The 18,998-nt window shown below is 75.2% G+C and carries 11 protein-coding genes; 9 read left to right on the forward strand and 2 right to left on the reverse strand.

Annotated elements, in window-relative coordinates:
• Positions 1 to 59: 59 nt before the first annotated feature.
• Positions 60 to 788 carry a MerR family transcriptional regulator gene (locus tag RMN57_RS34915; protein ID WP_313767303.1) on the reverse strand — a complete coding sequence of 243 codons (729 nt, stop codon included), beginning with the start codon at positions 786 to 788 and terminating at the stop codon, positions 60 to 62.
• Positions 789 to 850: 62 nt separating this feature from the next.
• Here RMN57_RS34915 and RMN57_RS34920 point away from each other — a divergent pair, with 62 nt between their 5' ends.
• The 9 genes from RMN57_RS34920 (at position 851) to RMN57_RS34960 (ending at position 17,542) form a co-directional block, all read left to right on the forward strand.
• The gene (locus RMN57_RS34920; RefSeq protein WP_313767304.1) at positions 851 to 1,327 is read left to right on the forward strand and encodes a DUF6194 family protein; all 477 of its coding nucleotides are present in this window, start codon (positions 851 to 853) and stop codon (positions 1,325 to 1,327) included.
• 155 nt (positions 1,328 to 1,482) lie between these two features.
• Entirely contained in the window at positions 1,483 to 2,253 is a 771-nt protein-coding gene (locus RMN57_RS34925; protein ID WP_313767305.1) for a class I SAM-dependent methyltransferase, read from the forward strand.
• A gap of 73 nt (positions 2,254 to 2,326) precedes the next feature.
• A complete protein-coding gene (locus RMN57_RS34930) occupies positions 2,327 to 3,349 on the forward strand; it encodes a LacI family DNA-binding transcriptional regulator (protein ID WP_313767306.1) in 1,023 nt (340 codons plus the stop codon).
• 172 nt (positions 3,350 to 3,521) lie between these two features.
• Complete coding sequence (locus tag RMN57_RS34935; protein ID WP_313767307.1) at positions 3,522 to 3,860, forward strand: trypco2 family protein; 339 nt, start codon at positions 3,522 to 3,524, stop codon at positions 3,858 to 3,860.
• Positions 3,861 to 3,909: 49 nt separating this feature from the next.
• On the forward strand, positions 3,910 to 8,580 hold the full coding sequence (locus RMN57_RS34940) for a tetratricopeptide repeat protein (protein ID WP_313767308.1): 4,671 nt from the start codon (positions 3,910 to 3,912) through the stop codon (positions 8,578 to 8,580).
• A gap of 85 nt (positions 8,581 to 8,665) precedes the next feature.
• Positions 8,666 to 8,989, forward strand: coding sequence for a trypco2 family protein (locus tag RMN57_RS34945; protein WP_313767309.1), 324 nt, complete (start codon positions 8,666 to 8,668; stop codon positions 8,987 to 8,989).
• 65 nt (positions 8,990 to 9,054) lie between these two features.
• Positions 9,055 to 13,158 carry a tetratricopeptide repeat-containing serine protease family protein gene (locus tag RMN57_RS34950; RefSeq protein ID WP_313767310.1) on the forward strand — a complete coding sequence of 1,368 codons (4,104 nt, stop codon included), beginning with the start codon at positions 9,055 to 9,057 and terminating at the stop codon, positions 13,156 to 13,158.
• Between the two features lie 257 nt (positions 13,159 to 13,415).
• Complete coding sequence (locus RMN57_RS34955) at positions 13,416 to 14,834, forward strand: Xaa-Pro aminopeptidase (RefSeq protein WP_313767311.1); 1,419 nt, start codon at positions 13,416 to 13,418, stop codon at positions 14,832 to 14,834.
• Entirely contained in the window at positions 14,831 to 17,542 is a 2,712-nt protein-coding gene (locus RMN57_RS34960) for a LuxR C-terminal-related transcriptional regulator (RefSeq protein ID WP_313767312.1), read from the forward strand. The genes RMN57_RS34955 and RMN57_RS34960 overlap by 4 nt, the downstream gene beginning before the upstream one ends.
• A 76-nt stretch (positions 17,543 to 17,618) precedes the next feature.
• On the opposite strand, the gene RMN57_RS34965 is transcribed toward RMN57_RS34960, so the two are convergent.
• Entirely contained in the window at positions 17,619 to 18,995 is a 1,377-nt protein-coding gene (locus RMN57_RS34965) for a hypothetical protein (RefSeq protein ID WP_313767313.1), read from the reverse strand.
• Positions 18,996 to 18,998 lie beyond the last annotated feature (3 nt).

Below are 18,998 nucleotides of genomic sequence, written 5' to 3' on the forward strand. Positions count from 1 at the left end.
TGGGCACTGGCTCGTCGCCCGGCTGCCCGCGGGGTGGCCTCCGGCGTCCAGGTGGGCGATCAGGCCGTTCCGCCGTGCGCGGCGAGGACGGCGGCGAGTGCGGCGGCACCGTCGAGCAGGGCCTTGGAACGAGCCGCGAGCTCGGCGTCCCGGGCGGCCAGCGCGGTGGCGATGTCCGGCGACCGGTGGGCCCGCCGGAGCTCCGGGACGAGGGCGCGGAGGGCTGCGATGCGGTAACCGGCCCGGCGCAGCTGGTGGACGATCCGGGCATCCCGCACCTGGGCCGGTGTGTAGCGGCGCGCCCCGCGCACGGGGCCGCGGTCGGGGACCACGAGGCCCTCCGCATCCCAGTGCCGCAGCGTCGAAGGGCGCACCCCGAGGGCGGCGGCGAGTTCGGAGACGCTCATCGCGTCCGAGGCGCGGACGTCCTCGATCGGCTCGTCGGACACCGCCCGCGCAGCCTCCTTGGCCTGCCCCAGTTCCGCGCGCTCCCCGTGGAGCCGGGCATGCGCCGCGTCGAGCAGGGCGAACACCTCCGGCGAGCCGGGGAACCGGTGCGCGGCGCGCACGATCCCCCTGGCCCCGGTCGGACCTGCGCCCGCGGCGAGGGCCCGGTAGGCCAGCGCGGACTGCAGGTGCACCTCGCCGTAGATCCGGTAGCCCGCGGCCGTGCGCGACGCGGGCGGCAGCACCCCGTCCCGTTCGAGATTGCGGATCTGCTGGACGGAGCACCCGGCCCGCCGCGCGACGTCGACGGTGCGCAGAGCACCCGATTTGAGAGTTGGCACCCTGGATCCCGCCCTTTCGGCCCCGAAGTCTCCACAAGCACGTGAATGCCACGCTAGAGCACATGACGATGGACGAGATCATCAGCTTCGTGGACGGCCTCGACGGCGTCCTCACCCTCAGGCCGGCCCCCGGCGACGGCACACCGGAGATCAGCTGGGGGGACGCGTTCTTCTACTACGCGCCGGACGGGGTCACCCCGACGCGCACCCAGCCGTTCGCGACGGTGGTGACCAGGAACCGTCCCGGCGACGAGGCCTCACGCCTGGACCGGCCGGACGCCTTCCGCGTGAACGTCGCCGCCGGGAGGGAGGCGTTCACGCGGTGGACGGGGCACGCCCCCGGCGATCCGGCCGCTGCCGCGGCCGACCCGGGCGAGGCCGACACCCTGATCGCGCACCCCGTCTACGGCGCCGCCGGCTGGCTGGCCGTGGTGAACCCCGGCCCCCGCACGGGTACGGCGGTCCGCGACCTGCTGGACGAGGCCCACCACCGGGCACGCGCGCGGTACGGGCGACGCGCCGAGTCCAAGCCGCACTGAGTCCCGCGGGCCGACCGCGTCCGGGGCCGGGCGGGCCCGGCTGTCGACCCGCGGTGCGCACGGCTGTGACGGTGGGTCGGTGAACGCCGCTCCGTTCCGTCGGCGGTTCCGCCGACGGAAACGCGTGTCCGGTGTCGTTGGGTAGTGTGGCCGTCGTGAACGACGCTTCGGTGGCACGGTTCTACGATCAGCTGGCAGCGGACTACCACCTCATCTACGGCGACTGGGACGGTGCCGTGGTGCGCCAGAGCCGGGCCCTGGACGCGCTGATCCGCTCAGCCCTCGGTCCGGAGCCCGCGGAGGTGCTGGACTGCGCGTGCGGGATCGGCACCCAGGCCGTCGGCCTCGCGGCGCTGGGTCACCGGGTCACGGGGACCGACCTCAGCCCGGTCGCCGCCGAGCGCGCCGGGCGGGAGGCGGCCCAGCGCGGGCTGGACATGCCGACCCGGACGGCCGACATGCGGTCGCTCCCCTTCGAGGACGCCGCCTTCGACGTCGTCGTCTGCGCCGACAACGCGCTGCCCCACCTGCTGACCGCAGCAGACCTGCGCGCGGCGCTGGGCGAGATGCGCCGCGTCCTGCGCAGCGGGGGGCTGCTGCTGGTCAGTACCCGGCCCTACGACGAGATCCGGCGGTCCCGTCCCGCCTCCACCGCCCCGCAACTGCACGGATCGGGTCGCGACCGGACCGTCACGTTCCAGCTGTGGGACTGGCACGACGACGGCGAGCGCTACGACCTGGAGCACTTCCAGCTGGTCCCCGAGGGCGACGACTGGCGCGTCGCGGTGCGGCGCACCACCTACTGGGCCCTCACGAAGGAGCAGCTGATCGGTGCGGCGACCGAGGCCGGCTTCGACGCACCCGCGTGGATGCCGCCCGAGGACACGGCGTTCTTCCAACCGCTCCTCGTGGCGCGGGTTCCCTGACGGGCCCGGGCCGCCGGACCGTCGTCCGGTGCGCGGGCATGACCTCGGTGCGGCGCCGCTAGGCTGCGGTGGCATGACCAGGAGCAGAGCCGGATCCCGGCCCACCATGCGGGACGTGGCCGCGGCGGCGGGCGTCGGGCTCAAGACGGTGTCCCGCGTCGTGAACGGCGAGAGCGGCGTCACGCCCGCCACCGCCGAGCGGGTGCGGGCGGCGATCGCCGAGCTGGGTTTCCGCCGCAACGACAGTGCCCGGCTGCTGCGCACCGGCCGCACCGCGAGCGTCGCCCTGCTGCTGGAGGACCTCGGCGACCCCTTCTCCTCGGCGCTGTCGCGCGCCGTGGAGGAGGTGGCCCGGGCCCGGGACTGCCTGCTGTTCGCGGGCTCCAGCGCCGAGGATCCGCGCCGCGAGCGCGAGCTGGCGCTGGCCTTCTGCGCCCGCCGGGTCGACGGGCTGCTGATCGTGCCGGCTGGCGACGACCACCGGTACCTGCTGCCCGAGACGGCCTCCGGCACCCCTGCGGTCTTCCTCGACCGGCCCGGTGCGGGCATCGACGCCGACGCCGTCCTCAGCGACAACGCGGTCGGCGCCCGGGCGGGGGTGCGGCACCTGATCCGGCACGGCCACCGCCGGATCGGCTTCGTCGGCGACCTCCCGCAGATCCACACCAGCACCGAGCGCCTCCGCGGCTACCGGGAGGCCATGGCCGAGGCGGGCCTGCCCGCCGACGAGCGGTGGATCGCCACCGGACCCACCGACCGGGCGACCGTCGCCCGCGCGGTGGCGCGGCTCACGGACGGACCGGACGCCGTCACCGCACTGCTCACCGGCAACAACCGGATCACCCTGGCCGCGCTGCACCACCTCCCCACGGGCGCCGGACGGCCCGCCCTGGTCGGCTTCGACGACCTCGAACTCGCGGACCTGCTCGCCCCGGGCCTGACCGTCGTCGCCCAGGACCCGGCGGGCCTCGGCACGACCGCGGCCCGGCTGCTCTTCGACCGGATCGACGGCGACCGCGGCCCTGCCCGGCGGATCGAGGTCCCGACCCGGCTGATCGCCCGCGGCTCCGGCGAGACCCCGCCCGCCGCCGGCTGACCGCCGACCGACCCGGCGCGCGATAGAAGACCGAGCGCCCCCGGCGCACGTTGGCGCCCCTCGCTGCGCCCCACACACTCCGTCAACTTCGGCCATGCACTTGCCGTTTCGCCTGCGCGCGCGGACCCGGGCCTCCTAGGGTGTCCGCTGAAAGCATGATCTTACGGACGGAGTGCGTGAGTTGGACATCGGGCTGGCGGACGCGGTGGCGGCCGTGCGGGACGAACTGCTGGAGGCCGCCGCGCGGGGCACCGGCCAGGACCTGGCCTTCACGGTGGGGCCGGTGGAGATGGAGTTCGAGGTCGAGCTGCGGGCGGACGCCAACGCCAAGGGCAAGTTCAAGGTCTGGGCGGTCACCGCCGAGGCGGGGGCCGGCGTCTCCCGCGGACGTACCCACCGGGTGTCGTTCACCCTGACGCCGAGGAGCGCCGACGGTGCGGACCTGCTGATCCGGGGGGCGGCCGACCGGCCGATGGGCCCGGGCGACGTGAGCGGACGCCGACCGGGCTGAGCCGGTGCACCGGGGGGAGCGGCGGCACGGTGGGGCTTGAGGGGGACGTGTGGATCAGCAGCGCGCGGTAGCGGTCGACGGACCGTCGGGCCGCGGTTCGGGGTACGCGGTCGGGCCCCGACTCGTGCTGACCTCGGCCCACGTGGTCTGCGACGCGGAGACGATCGGGGTGTACCGGCCGGGGTGGCCCGAGGTGTTCCGCGGGCGGGTGGTGTGGCGCGGTACGAGCGGAGGCCGTGACGACGCCGCCCTGGTCGAGATCACGGACGGGCGGTGGCAGCCGCCCGGGGGCGCCGCGGTCCGCTGGGGGAAGCTGGTGACGAACCTGCCCCGGCAGGAGTGCCAGACCTGGGGCGTTCCGGCGGCGGCCCAGGAGAGCTCCGACTTCGTCGAGGGCAAGCACGAGACGGGCCGGATCAACCCGGGGAGCGGGGTGGCCGGCAACCGGTACGTGGTGAAGCTGGACGGCGCCTCGCCCGTCTGGACGGGCAGGAACGGCCTGCCGTGGGGCGGCCTGTCGGGCGGAGCGGTGTTCGTCGGCCCGACGGTGGTCGGGGTCGTCGTCGCGGAGAGCCGCCATTTCGGGCACGGCGAGGTGCAGGTCGTCCCCGCGTACGTGCTGCACCTCGACGACGGCTTCCGCGCGGCGCTGAAGCTGTACGACGCCGACTCGCTCGTCCTCGAACCGGCCGAGTTCGCCGACCTGGTCGGCGGCGAGGCCGTCGACGTCGCCGGTCCGAACGGTTCGCCGACCGCGCTGCTCCAGGCCGAGCGGCAGGTCGTCGGCTTCCACGGCCGCGGACCGCTGCTTGACGAGCTGGTCGCCTGGTGCCGCGAGGACGGCTTCGGCGCCCGCCTGGTGCACGGCCCGGGGGGTCAGGGGAAGACCCGTCTCGTCCGTGAGCTGGGCCGATGTCTGACGGAAGAGCCGAAGCCGGACGGCGATCCGGACCGGCCGTCCTGGACGGTGGTCTGGCTGCGACCCACCGCCGCGCTGGACGAGCGGTCGCTGAAGAGGCTGCAGGAGACGACCGGCCCGCTGCTGGTGGTGCTCGACTACGCCGAGACCAGGGTGGACCAGCTGGCACTGCTGCTCGGGACGGTCCGGGAACGGCAGGTGCCGTTCAAGCTGGTGCTCATCGCCCGGACGGCCGGACACTGGTGGAAGCACGCCCGCCGCGGTGCCGCCGCGGACCTCCTGCGCCGTGCATCCGTGGTGGAACTGTCGCCCCTGGCGGCGGACGAGGCCGAGCGGACGGTGTTGTACCGCCAGGCCGCGGAAGCGTTCGCACGGTACCTGCCGCAGGTGCGGGAGTGCGCCGGCCCGGAGTGGCGGGACCTGGCCGCCGGACTGGCCGTCCCGGACCTCGGCCGGGCCGGCTTCGACAACGTCCTGACCCTGCACATGACCGCCCTGGCCGACCTGTTGGACCAGGGCATGGCGGACACCACGGGCTCGGCGTCCGCCGACCCCGACGACGTCGAGACGCGACTGCTCGTGCACGAGTCCCAGTACTGGCGCCTCACGCTGAAGCAGGGCGAGGAGGAACCCGAGTACCTGGCCTTCAAGGACGCCCTGGCGGCCGCGACCCTGCTGGGAGCGGACGACTACGACCGGGCCGATGCCGTCCTGAGCCGCGTGCCCTCCCTGCCCGATCACCTCCTGGACACCGTTGACGGGTGGCTCGCCAGGCTGTACCCGCCGGACGGCACCGGCCGCCGGCCCTGGGGGAGCCTGCAACCGGACCGGCTCGCCGAGCGGTTCGCCGGCGAGCACGTCCTGGAGCGCCGACGCCTCCTCCCCGCCCTGCTCGCCGGCATCGGGCGGGCCGAGGCCGAACGCCTGCTGACCGTGCTCGCCCGCGCCGCCCACCACCGTCCACTGCGCGAGCGGCTGGCCCCGGTGCTCGCCGGGCTGTGCGGCGGCCACGCGGACGCGCTGGCGCTGCCCGCGATCGCCGTGGCCACCCAGGTCGAGGAGCCCGCGCCGATCCTGGACGGGCTGCGGGACCTGCTCGACGCGCCGTCCACCGGTGCGGATGATCTGGTGGCGTGGGCCGCAGAGGTCCCGGACTTCTCCTACAACCTCGGTCCCTGGGCCGTCGAGGTACAGGAGCGGCTGGTGGAGTTGCGGCGCGTGGCGGGCGGCAACACCCCCGAGGAGGTGATCACCCTCGCCGGCAGCCTCCGAGAGCTGTCCAAGAGCCTCAGTGCGGTGGGCGCGGTGGCCGAGGCGCTGGCGAAGGGCGACGAGGTCATCGAGCTGCTTCGGCCGCTGGCGAAGGCACGGGACATCGCGGACCCGCACGGGGCACGGGCGCGGAACGGCTTGGCGGGCGCCCTGAACAACCGGGCCGTGTTCCTCGGCGAGCTCGGCCGGCGCCAGGAGGCACTCGGCGCGGCCGAGGAGGCCGTCTGCATCTATCGGGAACTGGACGAAACCGGCGCCGTCGCGCGCCCGGAGCACCTGGTGACCTCCCTCGGCACCCTGGCGGTATGCCAGCGCGAGCTCGGTCACGTCCGGGCCGGGAGGGCAACCACGGAGGAGGCGGTGCGGCTCCGGCGGCGTCAGGCGAGCTCCGGCGCCGATGGCGACCTGGCGGATCTCGCGTCGGGCCTGAACAACCTCGCTCTGAGCTACCTCGAAGGCGGTCGCCGCGGGGCGGCCTTCGAGCAGAGTTCGGAGGCCGTCGAGCTGGTCCGGCCACTGGCCGAGCGGAAGCCAGACGCCTACCGGCCGATGCTGGCCACGGTACTGGGGACGCTGTCGACCTGTCTGGGTGACTTGGGTCGACCGCAGGAGGCCCTGGCGACGGTCCGGGAGGCGGTGGCCATCCGGCGCTGGCTCGCCGAGCGGCGCCCGGCCGCGTACACGGCGGACCTCGCCAACAGTCTGAACAATCTCGCCAACCAGCTGGGCGAGGTCGGCTACGGCAGCGAGGCGCTGGCCCGGATCGAGGAGTCCGTCGTCCTCTTCCGAACGCTGGCCGAGGCCCACCCCGCCGCCCACAGGGAGGATCTGGCCAGGGTCCTGAACGGACTCGGGAACCAGCTCGCGGACGCCGGCGACGCGGAAGGTGCGCTGCGTGCGGCGACGGAGGCGGCCGAGATCTACGGAGAGCTCCACCGCGCCCTCCCACAGGCCTTCGCCGCCGAGCATGCGAAGGCCCAAGAATCTCTCGGCATGCGCTTCGCCGATGCGGGCCGCCCGGGCGAGTCCCTCGCCGCGACGGTCCGCGCCCTGGAGATCTACCGGTCGCTGCCGGTGGACCAGGCTGATGCGGCCCGTCCCGACCTGGCCAGGACAATGAACAACCTTTCCGCCCAACTCATCTCACAGGAACGGCCGGGGGAGGCGCTTCCCCTGATCGAGAAGGCCGTCGGACTCGGCCGCGAGCTGGCGGCGGACGGTCCGGACGCGTTCCGGACCGATCTCGGTCGCTACCTGGTGCACCTGGGCACGTGTCTGTACGAGCTGGACCGCCTGGAGGAGAGCGTGCCGCTCGTCCTGGAGTCCGTTGAACTGCTCGGGCCCAGCGCGGACCTGCCCGAGTCGGCGACCGCCCTCACCACGGCCAGCCTGCTGCTGATGCTCGCCCGGCGGCCGACGGAGGGGCTGGCCGCCGCCGAGGTGATCGTGGCGGTGCGCCGCCGCCTGGCGGATGCCGACCCCGCCCGGCACGGGCCGGCGCTGGTCCGGGCCCTCGATCTGTTGGGTAGCCACCTGGGCTGGGTGGGCCGGCTACCGGAGGCCATCGCCGTCACCGAGGAGGCGCTGACGGTCCGCCGACGGCGGTGGGAGGCGACCGGCTCCACCACCGATCGGGCCGCGCTCGCCGCGAGCCTGGGCGCGCTCGGCACCCTGCTGATCGAGGCGGACCGCGGGAGCGAGGCGGTCGATGTGTTGAAGGAGGCCGTCGCCCTGTGGCGTGGGCTGCCGGAGTCGGAGCGCGAGGCCCACGGATCGAACCCGGGCTTCACCCTCGTCAGCTTTGCGACGCTGCTCGACGGGTCAGGCCGGACGGACGAGGCGCTTGCCGTGCTCACCGAGGCCGCTGCCGCCTTCCGGCCGTTCCCGGAGGACGATCCGATCCGCCACGCCGGGACGGCGATGGTGCTCACCCTGCGCGGCTTCCTCCTGGCCGAGAGCGACGATCCGGCGGCGCTGGAGGCCTTCGAGCACGCGGTGGTGGCCGCCAGGTCCGTCCGCGGTAGCGGCGCCTTGGCGTTCGAGCACGTCCTGGCCGATGCGCTCGCCGCGCTCGCCGGGCACCGGGCGGGTGCCGAACCGCCGCTGCCCGGGGCGCTGGCCGAGGCCACCGAGGCCGTGCGGATCTACGACCGGCTGGCCGAGACCGATCCGACGGGCCGACGGGCCGGACGGGCCAAGGTGCTGCCGGTTCTCGGCCTCTGTCTCGCCCAGGCCGGGCAGACCGAGCAGGCGCTGGCGACAAGTGAGGAGGCGGTCTCGCTCGCCCGCCGGTGCCTTGCCGACGGCGCCGACCGGGCGGATCTGTTACTGGCGGACACGCTTCTCGGCCAGGCCAGGGTCCGGCTGCTGGCGAACGACCGGCTCGGCGACGCCCGTGCGGCCGTGGACGAGACGATCGATCTCCTGGAACGCCGCGCTGAGCAGGAACCGGCCCTGGTCGCGAGGGACCTCCGCAAGGCGGCTGAGCTGCGCGACCTGCTGACGGCTCGCCTGGAGCAGCCGGAGTGAGCGACCGGGGCGCCCGGCCGACCCGGGGCCCCACCCAGAACGTGCCCGGCACACCCGGGACTCGACGAATCGAAAGGACACCGCAATGGGCAACACCCCCGACGAGGACCGGCTGGATCTCGCGGACGCGATCACGCTGCTGCGCGGCCAGATCGCCGAGGCGCAGGGCCGCCTCAACAACCCGGACGGCCTGGGCGGCCAGGGCGTGGTGTTCGGCCTGGGTGAGATCACGCTGGAACTCGGCATGGAGTTGACGCGCACCAGGGGCGCCGACGCCGGGCTGCGTTTCAGCGTCGTCAGCCTGGGCGGCAAGGCCGAGAAGGCGGCGAAGTCCACCCACAAGGTGACGGTCCGGCTGGAGCCGCGCGGGGCGGACAACCGCCCGGTCAGGGTCAAGGACAAGGAGTAGAGGAGTAGTCGGGAGCAGGGTGCGGGCCACAAGGGGCGGAACAGACTGTGGAGAACGATCGGGTTGTGCAGGTGCGGCTGTACGCACCGGGGGAGAGCGGGGCGGACTTCGGGACGGGCTACCTCGTCGCTCCCCGGCTGGTTCTGACGGCCGCTCATACCATCGGCACCAGCGAGGGCGAGGCGCCCGGGAAAGTCACGGTGGAGCGGCCCGTGCCGCGCCCGCTCGACGGCCCGTGGACCGCCCCGGCCGTCCGGGGCTTCGCCGGCACGGTGCAGTGGTACCGGTACGACGACCTGATCGACGCGGCACTGATCGAGGTCGATCAGGACGACTCCTGGCCCGTGCCCGAGTCCCTGGCGGACCTCACCGACCGGCCGCCGCAGCGCTGGGGCCACTTCATCGGCTCCCGGCCCTGCGACGTCTCGGTGGTCGGCTACCCGCGCCATCAGAGGGACGGGGTGAACGGGCAACGCATCGACGAGGGGCTGCCCGGGGAGGTCAGCCCGCGGACCGGTTCGCTCGCCCGTCGCTACGAGATCTTCTCCACGTACGCCCCGCCCGCGGGCGGAGAGGGCTCGCCGTGGGCGGGCATGTCGGGTGCGGCGGTCCGTGCCGGTGACCTGCTGTGCGGGGTCGTCTGTGAGGACCGGCTGGCGGTCGGCGGCGTCCGGCTGACCGCCGTCCCCGTCTCTCTCCTGATCGCGGACGAGGCGTTCCGGGGCTTGATCGAGAAGCACAGCGGCGGGTGGACACCGGTGCTGGAGCCCGTGGAACCCACCGCGGGGCGGCAGCGGGTCCTGAGCCCGGCGGCCGTCGAACGCCGTCTGGACTCGCCCGCGGGGCTGCTGCGGGCGGACGCCGAGGCCGTGCCGTTCCACGGCCGGGAGGCGGAGCTCGCGGAGCTGACCGCCTGGTGCACGGACGGCCGGGCGGCGCTCTCCGCCCGGGTGCTGGTCGGCCCCGGCGGGCAGGGCAAGAGCCGGCTGGCCCGGCAGTTGACGACGGACCTGGCGCACACCGGTTGGGTGACCGGGCACCTGGACCCCCGCCTCCGGGACGGTGTTCCCTACACCCTCGACGTCCTGGAGACCGAGCTGCCGATGCTCCTGGTCGTCGACTACGCCGAGACCCGGCCCGAGCTGGTCCGGGACGTCACCGCCTTCCTCCAGGAGTCACGCCACCGCGTCCGGCTGCTGCTGATCGCCCGCGCCGACGGCGAGTGGCGCACCGACACCCTGACCGCCGACTACCGCACCAGGAGCGTGCTCAACACCGCCGTGGTCATGGCGCTCGGGCCGCTGGTGCCCCGCGGCGGGCCGAAGGAGGAGCGCCTGGAGGCGTTCCGGGACGCGGCGGGCCACCTCGCCCGGTTGCTGCCCGCCGTCCCCGGCCTCCCCAGCCACCCATGGGCCGAGCTGGCCGCCACCGTGGAGCCGCTGGACGGCCTCGACGGCCCGCGCTACGACAACGCCCTCACGCTCCAGATGACGGCCCTGGCCACGCTGTTGCAGAACGGACCGCGGCCGGTGCCGGTGGCCGCCGGCGAAGGTGCCGAGGGGATCCTGCAGGCCCACGAGGGGCGGTTCTGGCACGAGAGTGCCAGGACCCCCGCGTTCCGGCTGGACCTCGGGGACACGCTCAAGGACCTGGTGGCCGTCGCGGCACTGTGCGGGGCCGCGGACGTGGACGAGGCGCTGGCCGTGGTCGCGGCGGTGCCGGAACTGCCGGCCGAGAAGCGCCGCGCGGCCGTCCAGTGGCTCGCCCGGCTCTATCCGCCCGCCCCCGACCGGTTCTGGGGCTCCCTCCAGCCGGACCGGGTGGCCGAGTTCCACGCCTCCGACCGCGTCGTCCGCGGCGGAGTGAAGCTGCCGGCCGTGCTGGCCGCCGCGACGCCCGACCAGCAGGGCCAGCTCGTCACCGTGCTCGCCCGCGCGGCGGTGGCCCACTACGACAACGACCGGCAGGCGCCCTCCCGGGACGTGCTGGACGCCCTGGACACCGCGCTCGACCGCACCCCCCTGCACTTCGACGCGCTGCGCCCGGCCGCGCTGGCCCTCGCCGATCCGGCGCGGATCGTCGCCCCGCTCGCGCTGCGGCTCATCCGCGAGCGGATCGAGGGGCTGCGTCTGCGGGTGGCCGACGACCCCGTCGCGTTCGAGCCGCTGCTCGGTCGTGCCCGCGACTACCTGGCGACCTGCCTGGCGCGGGCCGGCGACCTGCACGGGGCGGTGGTCGAGGGCCGGGCGGCGGTCGAGCTCCTGGAGCGCCACGGTGATGCCGACCGGGAGACCCGGGCGGCCTGGGCCCGGTCGTTGACCAACCTCGGCATCCATCTGTCCGAGGTGGGCCGATGGGACGAGGGCCTGGCTGCGGCCGAGGCCGCGGTGCGGATCGCCCGGGAGCTGACCAACGCTGTGCCCGCCGACTCCGGGGCACTGGAGGACCTCGCCGGGACGCTGAACAACCTCGGGCTGCGGCTGTCCGAGGTGGGCCGGGCGGAGGACTCGCTCGAAGCGGCCCGGGAGGCCGTGGCGATCGACCGCCGGCTGACCGGTCTCGACCCGGCCACCCATGCCCGTGGACTGGCCAGGGGCCTGCTGAACCTCGGCAACCGGCTGGCCGAGAGCGGGAAGTGGGAGGAGGCGCTGCAGTGCCAGCAGGAGGCCGTGGACACCGTGCGCCGCCTGGCCGCGAGCAGTCCCGCCGCCTACGAGTCCGATCTCGCCGACGTCCTGATCAGCCTCGGCACCCGGTTCTCGGAGCTGGGCCGGTGGCCGGAGGCGCTGGCCGCGGAGGGGGAGGCGGTGGCCATCATGCGCCGGCTCGTCCCGGACAACCCGGCCGTGCACGAGCCCGGCCTCGCCCTGGCGCTCTCCAACCTCGGCAACTTCCTGTCGGATTTGGGCCGTTGGCCGGAGGCGCTGGTGGCGGTGGCCAAGGCGGTGGAGATCTACCGGCGCAGGGCCGCCGACCGGCCGACGGTGCTGCGCCCCCAGTTGGCGATGGCACTGCACAACCTCGCCAACCACTGGTCCGACGCAGGGGACCAGGACACCGCGCTGGCCCGGATGGAGGCGGCGGTGGAGATCCGGCGCGAACTCGCCGCGGAGCTGCCGGCCGTCCACGAACAGGACTACGCCGTCTCACTGTTCAACCTGGGTGTGCGGCTGCGCGGGGCGGGCCGGCCGGTGGACGGGGTACGTGCCGTGGAGCAGGCCCTGGAGATCTACCGGCGGCCTCGGCCGGGGGACGACCGGACGCGCGGACGTGCACTGGCACTCCTGCACCTGGCGGGCGCGTTGCCGGCGCTCGGCCGGGGCGCGGAGGCGCGCGCCGCGGCGGAGGAGGCCGCCGGGCTCTACCGGACCCTGGCCGAGACCACCTCCGCCTTCGAGGACGAACACGCCGGACTGCTGGCCTCTCTGGCGAACCTGCGCCGGGAGGCGGGCCCGGACGAGGAATGGCTCGCCCCCGCCGAGGAGTCGGTGCGGATCTATCGCGGTCTGGTGGACGAACGGCCCGGGTTGTTCGAGGACCGGTTCGCCCTGGCGCTCCGCGGTCTGGGCGCGAAGCTGATGGAGGCCGGACGGTTCGCGGAGGCCGTGGAGACGGAGGACGAGGCGGTGCGGCTGCTCCGAAGGTTGGTGGCCGGCGACCCGTCGATGGCCGACACACTGGCCTTCGCCGTCATCAGCCTCGCCGCGTGCCTGTGGGAGCTGGAGCGTCCGGAGGAGTCCGTGGCCGCCACCGAGGAGGCGATCGGCGCCTTCCGGCCGCTGGCGGCGGCCGATCCGGCGGTCTTCGAGCCCGTCCTCGCCGAGGCCCTGTACGCGCTGGCCTTGCGACTCGGCGGCACTCCCGAGCGGCACGACGAAGGTCGCGCGGCGATCGTGGAGTCGGTCGAGATGTTCCGGGGCCTCGCCGGGCGGGACGTCGGTGCCTTCGGCCTGCCCGCGGCGCACGCACTGGCTCTGGCGGCGGGGTATCGCAGCGCGTACGAGGAGTTCGCCGAGGCGCTGGCGCTGCTCTCCGAGGCGGAGGAGCTCTATGAGGAGCTCGACCGGCTCCGTCCCGGGGCCCACCGGGAGCAGCGGGACGCGCTGGCCGCCGGACGCCGTGAGATCGAGGCGCACCTCGGCGGCGGGGCCGGGCAACCCGACGTGTGACGACCCCTGCGACGACGGGCCGGACGAACCGTCCGGCCCGTCGCCGTGTGCCGTCCCGCGGCGGCCACTGCGGTGCCGGCCGGCACGGCCCCGGCGCCGCTCCCCGTACCGCTCGCCCCGGGCGCCTCACCAGGAACGAAAGCTTCGCTGATCACTTCCCAGCTCTGGCTGTGTCACATGTGAAATGGTAGCTTCGCCGTGAGCAGACCAAACAAGATCGGAGGCTTACGGTGGAACGACAGGGTGGGTCGCGTGGTGTGCAGAGCCACGACCGCGCGGTGCCGGACGCGTTGGCCGCGTGCTTCCAGCAGGGGTGGGCGGACACCGGACTGAAGCTGCCGCCGGTGCCCGGCGCGGTGCACGCGGCGAAGCGGCGTGCGGCGCTGTCCGAGCGGTTCCCCGGAGAGCGGATCGTCGTCCCGTCGGGCGGGATCAAGGCCCGGAGCAACGACTTCGACTACCAGTTCCGGCCGCACTCCGCGTACATCCACCTCACCGCCGAGCTCGGCACCTCGGCCGTCCCGGACAGCGTCCTCGTCTTCGAGCCCACCGGGACGGGGCACGAGGTCACCCTGTTCACCCGGCCGCGGTCGCCGCGCGACGGCGGGCCGAACAGCGCGGAGTTCTACCGCGACCGGCAGCACGGCGAGTTCTGGGTCGGACGGCGCCGGACCCTGTCGGAGACCGCCGACGCGTTCGGCATCGAGGCCGCCGCCCGCGACGACCTCGAACGCGCCCTCGGCGGCCACGTCCCGACCCGGGTGCTGCGCGGCGAGGACGCGCTGGTCGACGCCCTGGTGCCGCGCAACGAGGCGGCCGAGGCCGAACTCCGTACCTACCTCTCCGAATCGCGCCTGGTCAAGGACGAGTGGGAGATCGAGCAGCTGCGCACGGCCGTCGGCTCCACCGTCGCCGGCTTCCACGACGTCGTCGGCGAGCTGCGCCACGCCACCGGCGTCGCCCGCGGCGAGCGCTGGATCGAGGGCACCTTTAACCGCCGGGCCCGGATGGACGGGTACGGCCTCGGCTTCGAGACCATCGTGGGCTCCGGCGCGCACTCGTGCGTCCTGCACTGGATGCACAACGACGGCCCGGTGCGCGACGGTGACATCCTGCTGCTGGACGCCGGTGTCGAGGCCGACTCCTTCTACACCGGCGACATCACCCGGGTGCTGCCCGTCAGCGGGCGCTTCACCGACGTCCAGCGCAAGGTGTACGACCTGGTCTTCGCCGCCCAGTCGGCGGGCATCGCCGCGCTCAAGCCCGGCGCCCGCTTCGGCGACTTCCACGACGCCGCGGCCGCCGTCATCGCCGAGGGGCTCGACGGCTGGGGCCTGCGGCCGGGCGGCGAGCCGCCCCTCGCGCCGCACTCCACGCTGTACGGCCGGTACACCGTCTGCGGCTCGGGCCACATGCTCGGCCTCGACTGCCACGACTGCGCGAGCGCCCGCCAGGAGACCTACCTGGGCGGCGTGCTGGAGCCCGGCCACGTCCTCACCGTCGAGCCCGGCCTCTACTTCCAGCCGGACGACCTGACGATCCCCGAGGAGCTGCGCGGCATCGGCATGCGGATCGAGGACGACTTCCTGATCACCGCCGACGGCGCGGTCTGTCTGTCGTCCGGTCTGCCGCGCCAGGCGGACGAGGTCGAGGCCTGGATGGCGTCGCTGCGATGACCGAGCGCCGCCCCTTGGTGGAGCAGGTCTGCGGAGAGCTGCGGCAGGGCGGCGCGGTGGCGGTGGTCGGACCGACCGGGTTCGGCAAGTCGGCGGTGCTGGACGCGGTCTGTACCCAGTGGCAGGCGGCCGGGGACCCGGTGGTGCGGCTCAGCTCGGCGCCCGCCGACGCCGACGTCGCCTACGCGCCCCTGGTCGACCTGTTCACCGCCTGTCCGGCCGAGGTGTCCGGCGAGCTGTCGGACCATCAGCGCCGGGCGATCGACTGGGTGCTGCGGCGCGTCACCGGGCCCGAGCCCGACACCACCACGCTGCGCGTCACGGTGCTCTCCTGTCTCCAGACCTGGGGACGCCGGGCCCGGCCGCTGCTGGCCGTCGACGAGGTGCACTGGTGGGGGCCGGCCAGCCTGGACGTCTTCGGGTTCGCCGCCCGGCGGATCCGCGGCAGCGTCTCCCTGCTGGCGGCGCTGCGGCCGGACGGCCCCTCGCCGCACGACGTCCTGGGCGGCGGTGCGGTGGAGATCGGGATCCCGACGCTCGGCCCGGAGGAGTCGGCGGCCGTCGCACGGTCGCTGGGGATCCCGCTGCGGACCGCCGGCCGCATCCACACCGCCGCCGGTGGCAATCCGCGGCTGGTCTCGGACATCGCCGCCGGGCTCGCCCGGGCCGGCACGCCCGCGACGGCGCTGGACACCCGGCCGCTGGCCCCGTTCGCCCGCAAGGCGATGCGGGCCTGGCTGGCCGACCTGGCCGAACCGGTGCGGCGGGTGCTGCTGCTGGCGGCCCTGGCCGCCGACCCGTCGGTGGCCACCGTCCGGCGGGCCGGCGGGCCACCGGCGGACGCGGCCCTGGCCGCCGCCGAGGCCGCCGGGCTGGTCCGGTTGGTCGACGGCGCGGTGGCATTCCCGGCACCCGTGGTGCGGGAGGGCGTGGTCGCGGAGGCCGGCGACGAGGCGGTGCGCCGCGCCCACCACGTGCTGGCCGGAGCCTCGGCCGGGCCCGCCGACCGGGCCTGGCACGAGGCGTCCGCCTGGGCGGCGGCCGAGATCCCGCCCGCCCTGGTGGAGGCGCTGGCCGGGGCCGCCGCGGGCGCCCGGGAGCGCGGCGAGCGGGGGCGGGCCGCGGAGCTCGGCCTGCTGGCCGGCGAGCGGGCCGGCGGCGCCCGGCCCGACCTGCTGGTCGCGGCCGCCCGGGACGCCGAGGCGGCCGGGCGGTTCGACCTCGCCTGGACGGCCCTGGAACGGCTCGGCCGCACCAGGGCCGGGCCCGCCGCGCGGGCCCGGGCGCGGATCGCCGTGATCGACGCCGCCGGGCGGGGCGCCGCCCTGTTGGAGGGCGTCGCCGCCCAGGCCCTGGTGGACGCCGGCGCGGGCGACGAGCCCGCGCTGGTCTCGGCGGCGCACCTGCGGCTGGCCTGGAGCGCCCATCTGAACCGGGGCTTCTGCGCCGAGGCCCTGGCGCAGGCCCGCAGGGCCGTGGACTGGGCGGAGCGGGCCGGCGACCCGGCCGCCCGCGCCGCCGCCATGACGCTGACCGCCCGGATCGAACAGGGCCGCGGCGCGGTGGAGCACACCGCGACGCTCCGCCTGGCCCTGGCACCGGGCGCGGCCGGCGCAGCCCCGCGGGTCACCGCGGATCCGCGGCGGGCCGCCGCCTGCTTCGCCCTGCTGGACGACCGGACGGCCGAGGCGGGCCGGCTGTTCGACGAGCTCCGGCCGGTGGTCGCCGGCACCGGCGGCCCCGCCGACCTGCTCTGGCTGCTCGACGGCTCCGTCCAGGTCCACGCGGCCAGGGGTGAGGGCCGGGCCGCCCGTGAGGAGGCCGGCCGGCTGCTCGACCTCGCCCGCACACTGGGCGCCTCGCCCGGCCCGCCCTGGTACGCCGCGGCGACCGCCGAGCTGGCGGGCGGGGAGCTGGAGCAGGCGCTCGCGTACGCGGAGCTGGGCCTGGCGGCGTCGGAGGAGGAGGCCGACCTGCTGGTCGCCGCGCACTGCCTGCACCTGTCCGGCCTGACCCGGCTGCTGCTGCGGGACACCGTGGGAGCCCTGGCGGACCTGCTCCGGGTGCGCGACCTCGTCCGGGACCTGGCGATCGCCGATCCGGCGGTGATCCGCTACGACGCCGACCTGGCCGAGGCGCTGGTGGCCGCGGGTGATCCGGCCGCGGGGGCGCGGCTGGTGGCCGGGGCCAGGCGCCGGGCCGAGGAGCTGGGGCGGCGCGGCGTGCTGGCCTCGCTGGACCGCGCCGAGGCGCTCTGCCGGACGGCGGACGGCCAGTTCGAGCGGGCCGAGGAGCTGCTGCTCCGGGCCCTGGACACCTTCGACCACCTGGGGTACCCGCTGGAGCGGGGCCGGGTGCTGCTGGCCCACGCGGCGGTCGAGCGCCGGCGCCGGCGGCCGGCCCGGGCGAGGGAGCTGCGGGCGGCGGCCGAGGCGGTGTTCCGGGCGGCGGGTGCGCCGCTCTGGGGGGCCGCCCGGTCGGAGCGGGCCGGGGCGCCGTCCTGGCTCGCCGGTCTGACGGACGCGGAGAAGCGGATCGCCGAGCTGGTCGCGGACGGGTACGGCAACCGTGACATCGCGGCCGCGCGGTACGTCAGCGTCAAGACGGTGGAGGCGGTGCTGACCCGGATCTACCGCAAGCTCGGGGTGCGTTCGCGGGTCCAGCTGGTGGCGCTCGCCCGCAAGGACGAGCGCCACCCGGACCGCTGACCGCGCGGGCCCGGCGGGACCGGTGGCCGCGCCGACCTCTGGCGCGGCCACCGGTCCCGCCGGGCCCGCTACCCGGTCACGCCGCCCAGGCCGCGGTGCCCAGGATGCTCGAACCCGGCGTCCCCGGTGCGGCGCCGAGCGGTGCCGGGACTTCGTAGCGGACCGGGCAGCCCGCCGTCCGGCCGCCGATGACGAGCGGGCCGAACACCGCCTTCGTCGACAGCGGGCGGTACTCGCGGCTGCCGGTGTCGAGCACGGTCACGGCGAGGTCGGCACTGTGGACGGCCTGCTGGACGATCCAGGTGCCGGCCTCCCGGGCCTTGGCGATGACCGCCTCCCACTCGGCCGCGCCGGTCCGGAAGCCGAGGTGCACGTCGGCGTTCTGGTCCCCGTCGGAGCGCTTCAGCACGAACTCCTCCCGCCGGCGCACCAGCAGGTCGGTCAGCTTCCAGGACTCGCCCTCGAACTCGACGGACTCCGCCCGGATGCTCCGCGACCAGGGCAGGTAGGTGGCGACGAACTCCCGGTCGTCGTCGGTCATCCAGTCCAGCCCCGCGGACAGCGCGGCGAAGAGCTGCTTGTTCGCCGCCTGGTAGGAGCTCTGCGGCGTCAGCACGGTGGCCCCGCACTTCCTGATGGTGAGCAGCGGGGTGAGGTCCCGTCCGGCGTCGAGCCACTCCTGCGGCACCACCCGCTCCAGCACCAGCGGGAACTCGCCCGCACGGGTGGCGAGGGCGTCGGTGAACTCGTCGGTGTCGAAGTACTCCGCGTCGATCCCGCCCCTGCGCAGCGCGTCGATCTCGATCTCGTAGTACCGGCGGTCCGTGACGAAGACGTCGGGCAGGTAGCCGATCAGGGCCAGGCGCGGCTCCAGCCCGTACTCCGCGAGGACGCCGCGGAGCAGCTCGTTGCGGGCGGCCATCGGGTCGGCGAGGACGAGGGAGTCCGCGGTGCGGCCGGGGAGCAGCTGGCGCCAGAGGTCGTTCAGCAGGTGGGTGAAGACCTGCCCGCCGGTGGCCGAGCAGAAGTTGAACTCGATGAACTTCCAGCCGGATTCGGTGAGCACGACGTCCGGCCGGCCGATGGCGGTGGCGTAGGTCTGCTCGAACTCCTCGTCGGCGTAGAACGCGGTCAGCCGCTCGTCGAGGCCCAGGGCCCGGTGCCGGGCCAGGCAGTCCGCGCCCAGGCCCGACGCCGCCCGGCGCAGCAGGCCGGCCAGCCGGACGGAGGCCCGTTCGAGCTCGGCGCCGCGCGCGGCCGGCAGGACGAGCGGGCCGGCGGGGGAGATGCGGTCGAACCAGAAGGTGCGGAAGCCCCGGAACTGGTGGTCGAGCGCGTTGAGCAGCAGCTGCGGGTCGGTCACGGTGGCGGCGGTCGCGGTCGCGGTCGCGGTCGCGACGGTGGCGGCAGTCGTGGCGGCGGCCGACTGCGGCGCCGTCGTGGTGAGGTCCATTCG

Origin of the sequence: Kitasatospora sp. CM 4170, assembly GCF_032110285.1 — a bacterium.
GTDB lineage: Bacteria > Actinomycetota > Actinomycetes > Streptomycetales > Streptomycetaceae > Kitasatospora > Kitasatospora aburaviensis.

Excerpts from the sequence above, each read along its gene's own strand:
- RMN57_RS34920 (WP_313767304.1), top strand. The coding sequence starts at position 851 with ATGACGATGGACGAGATCATCAGCTTCGTGGACGGCCTCGACGGCGTC.
- RMN57_RS34930 (WP_313767306.1), top strand. The coding sequence starts at position 2,327 with ATGACCAGGAGCAGAGCCGGATCCCGGCCCACCATGCGGGACGTGGCC.
- RMN57_RS34945 (WP_313767309.1), top strand. The coding sequence starts at position 8,666 with ATGGGCAACACCCCCGACGAGGACCGGCTGGATCTCGCGGACGCGATC.
- RMN57_RS34960 (WP_313767312.1), top strand. The coding sequence starts at position 14,831 with ATGACCGAGCGCCGCCCCTTGGTGGAGCAGGTCTGCGGAGAGCTGCGG.
- RMN57_RS34965 (WP_313767313.1), bottom strand. The coding sequence starts at position 18,995 with ATGGACCTCACCACGACGGCGCCGCAGTCGGCCGCCGCCACGACTGCC.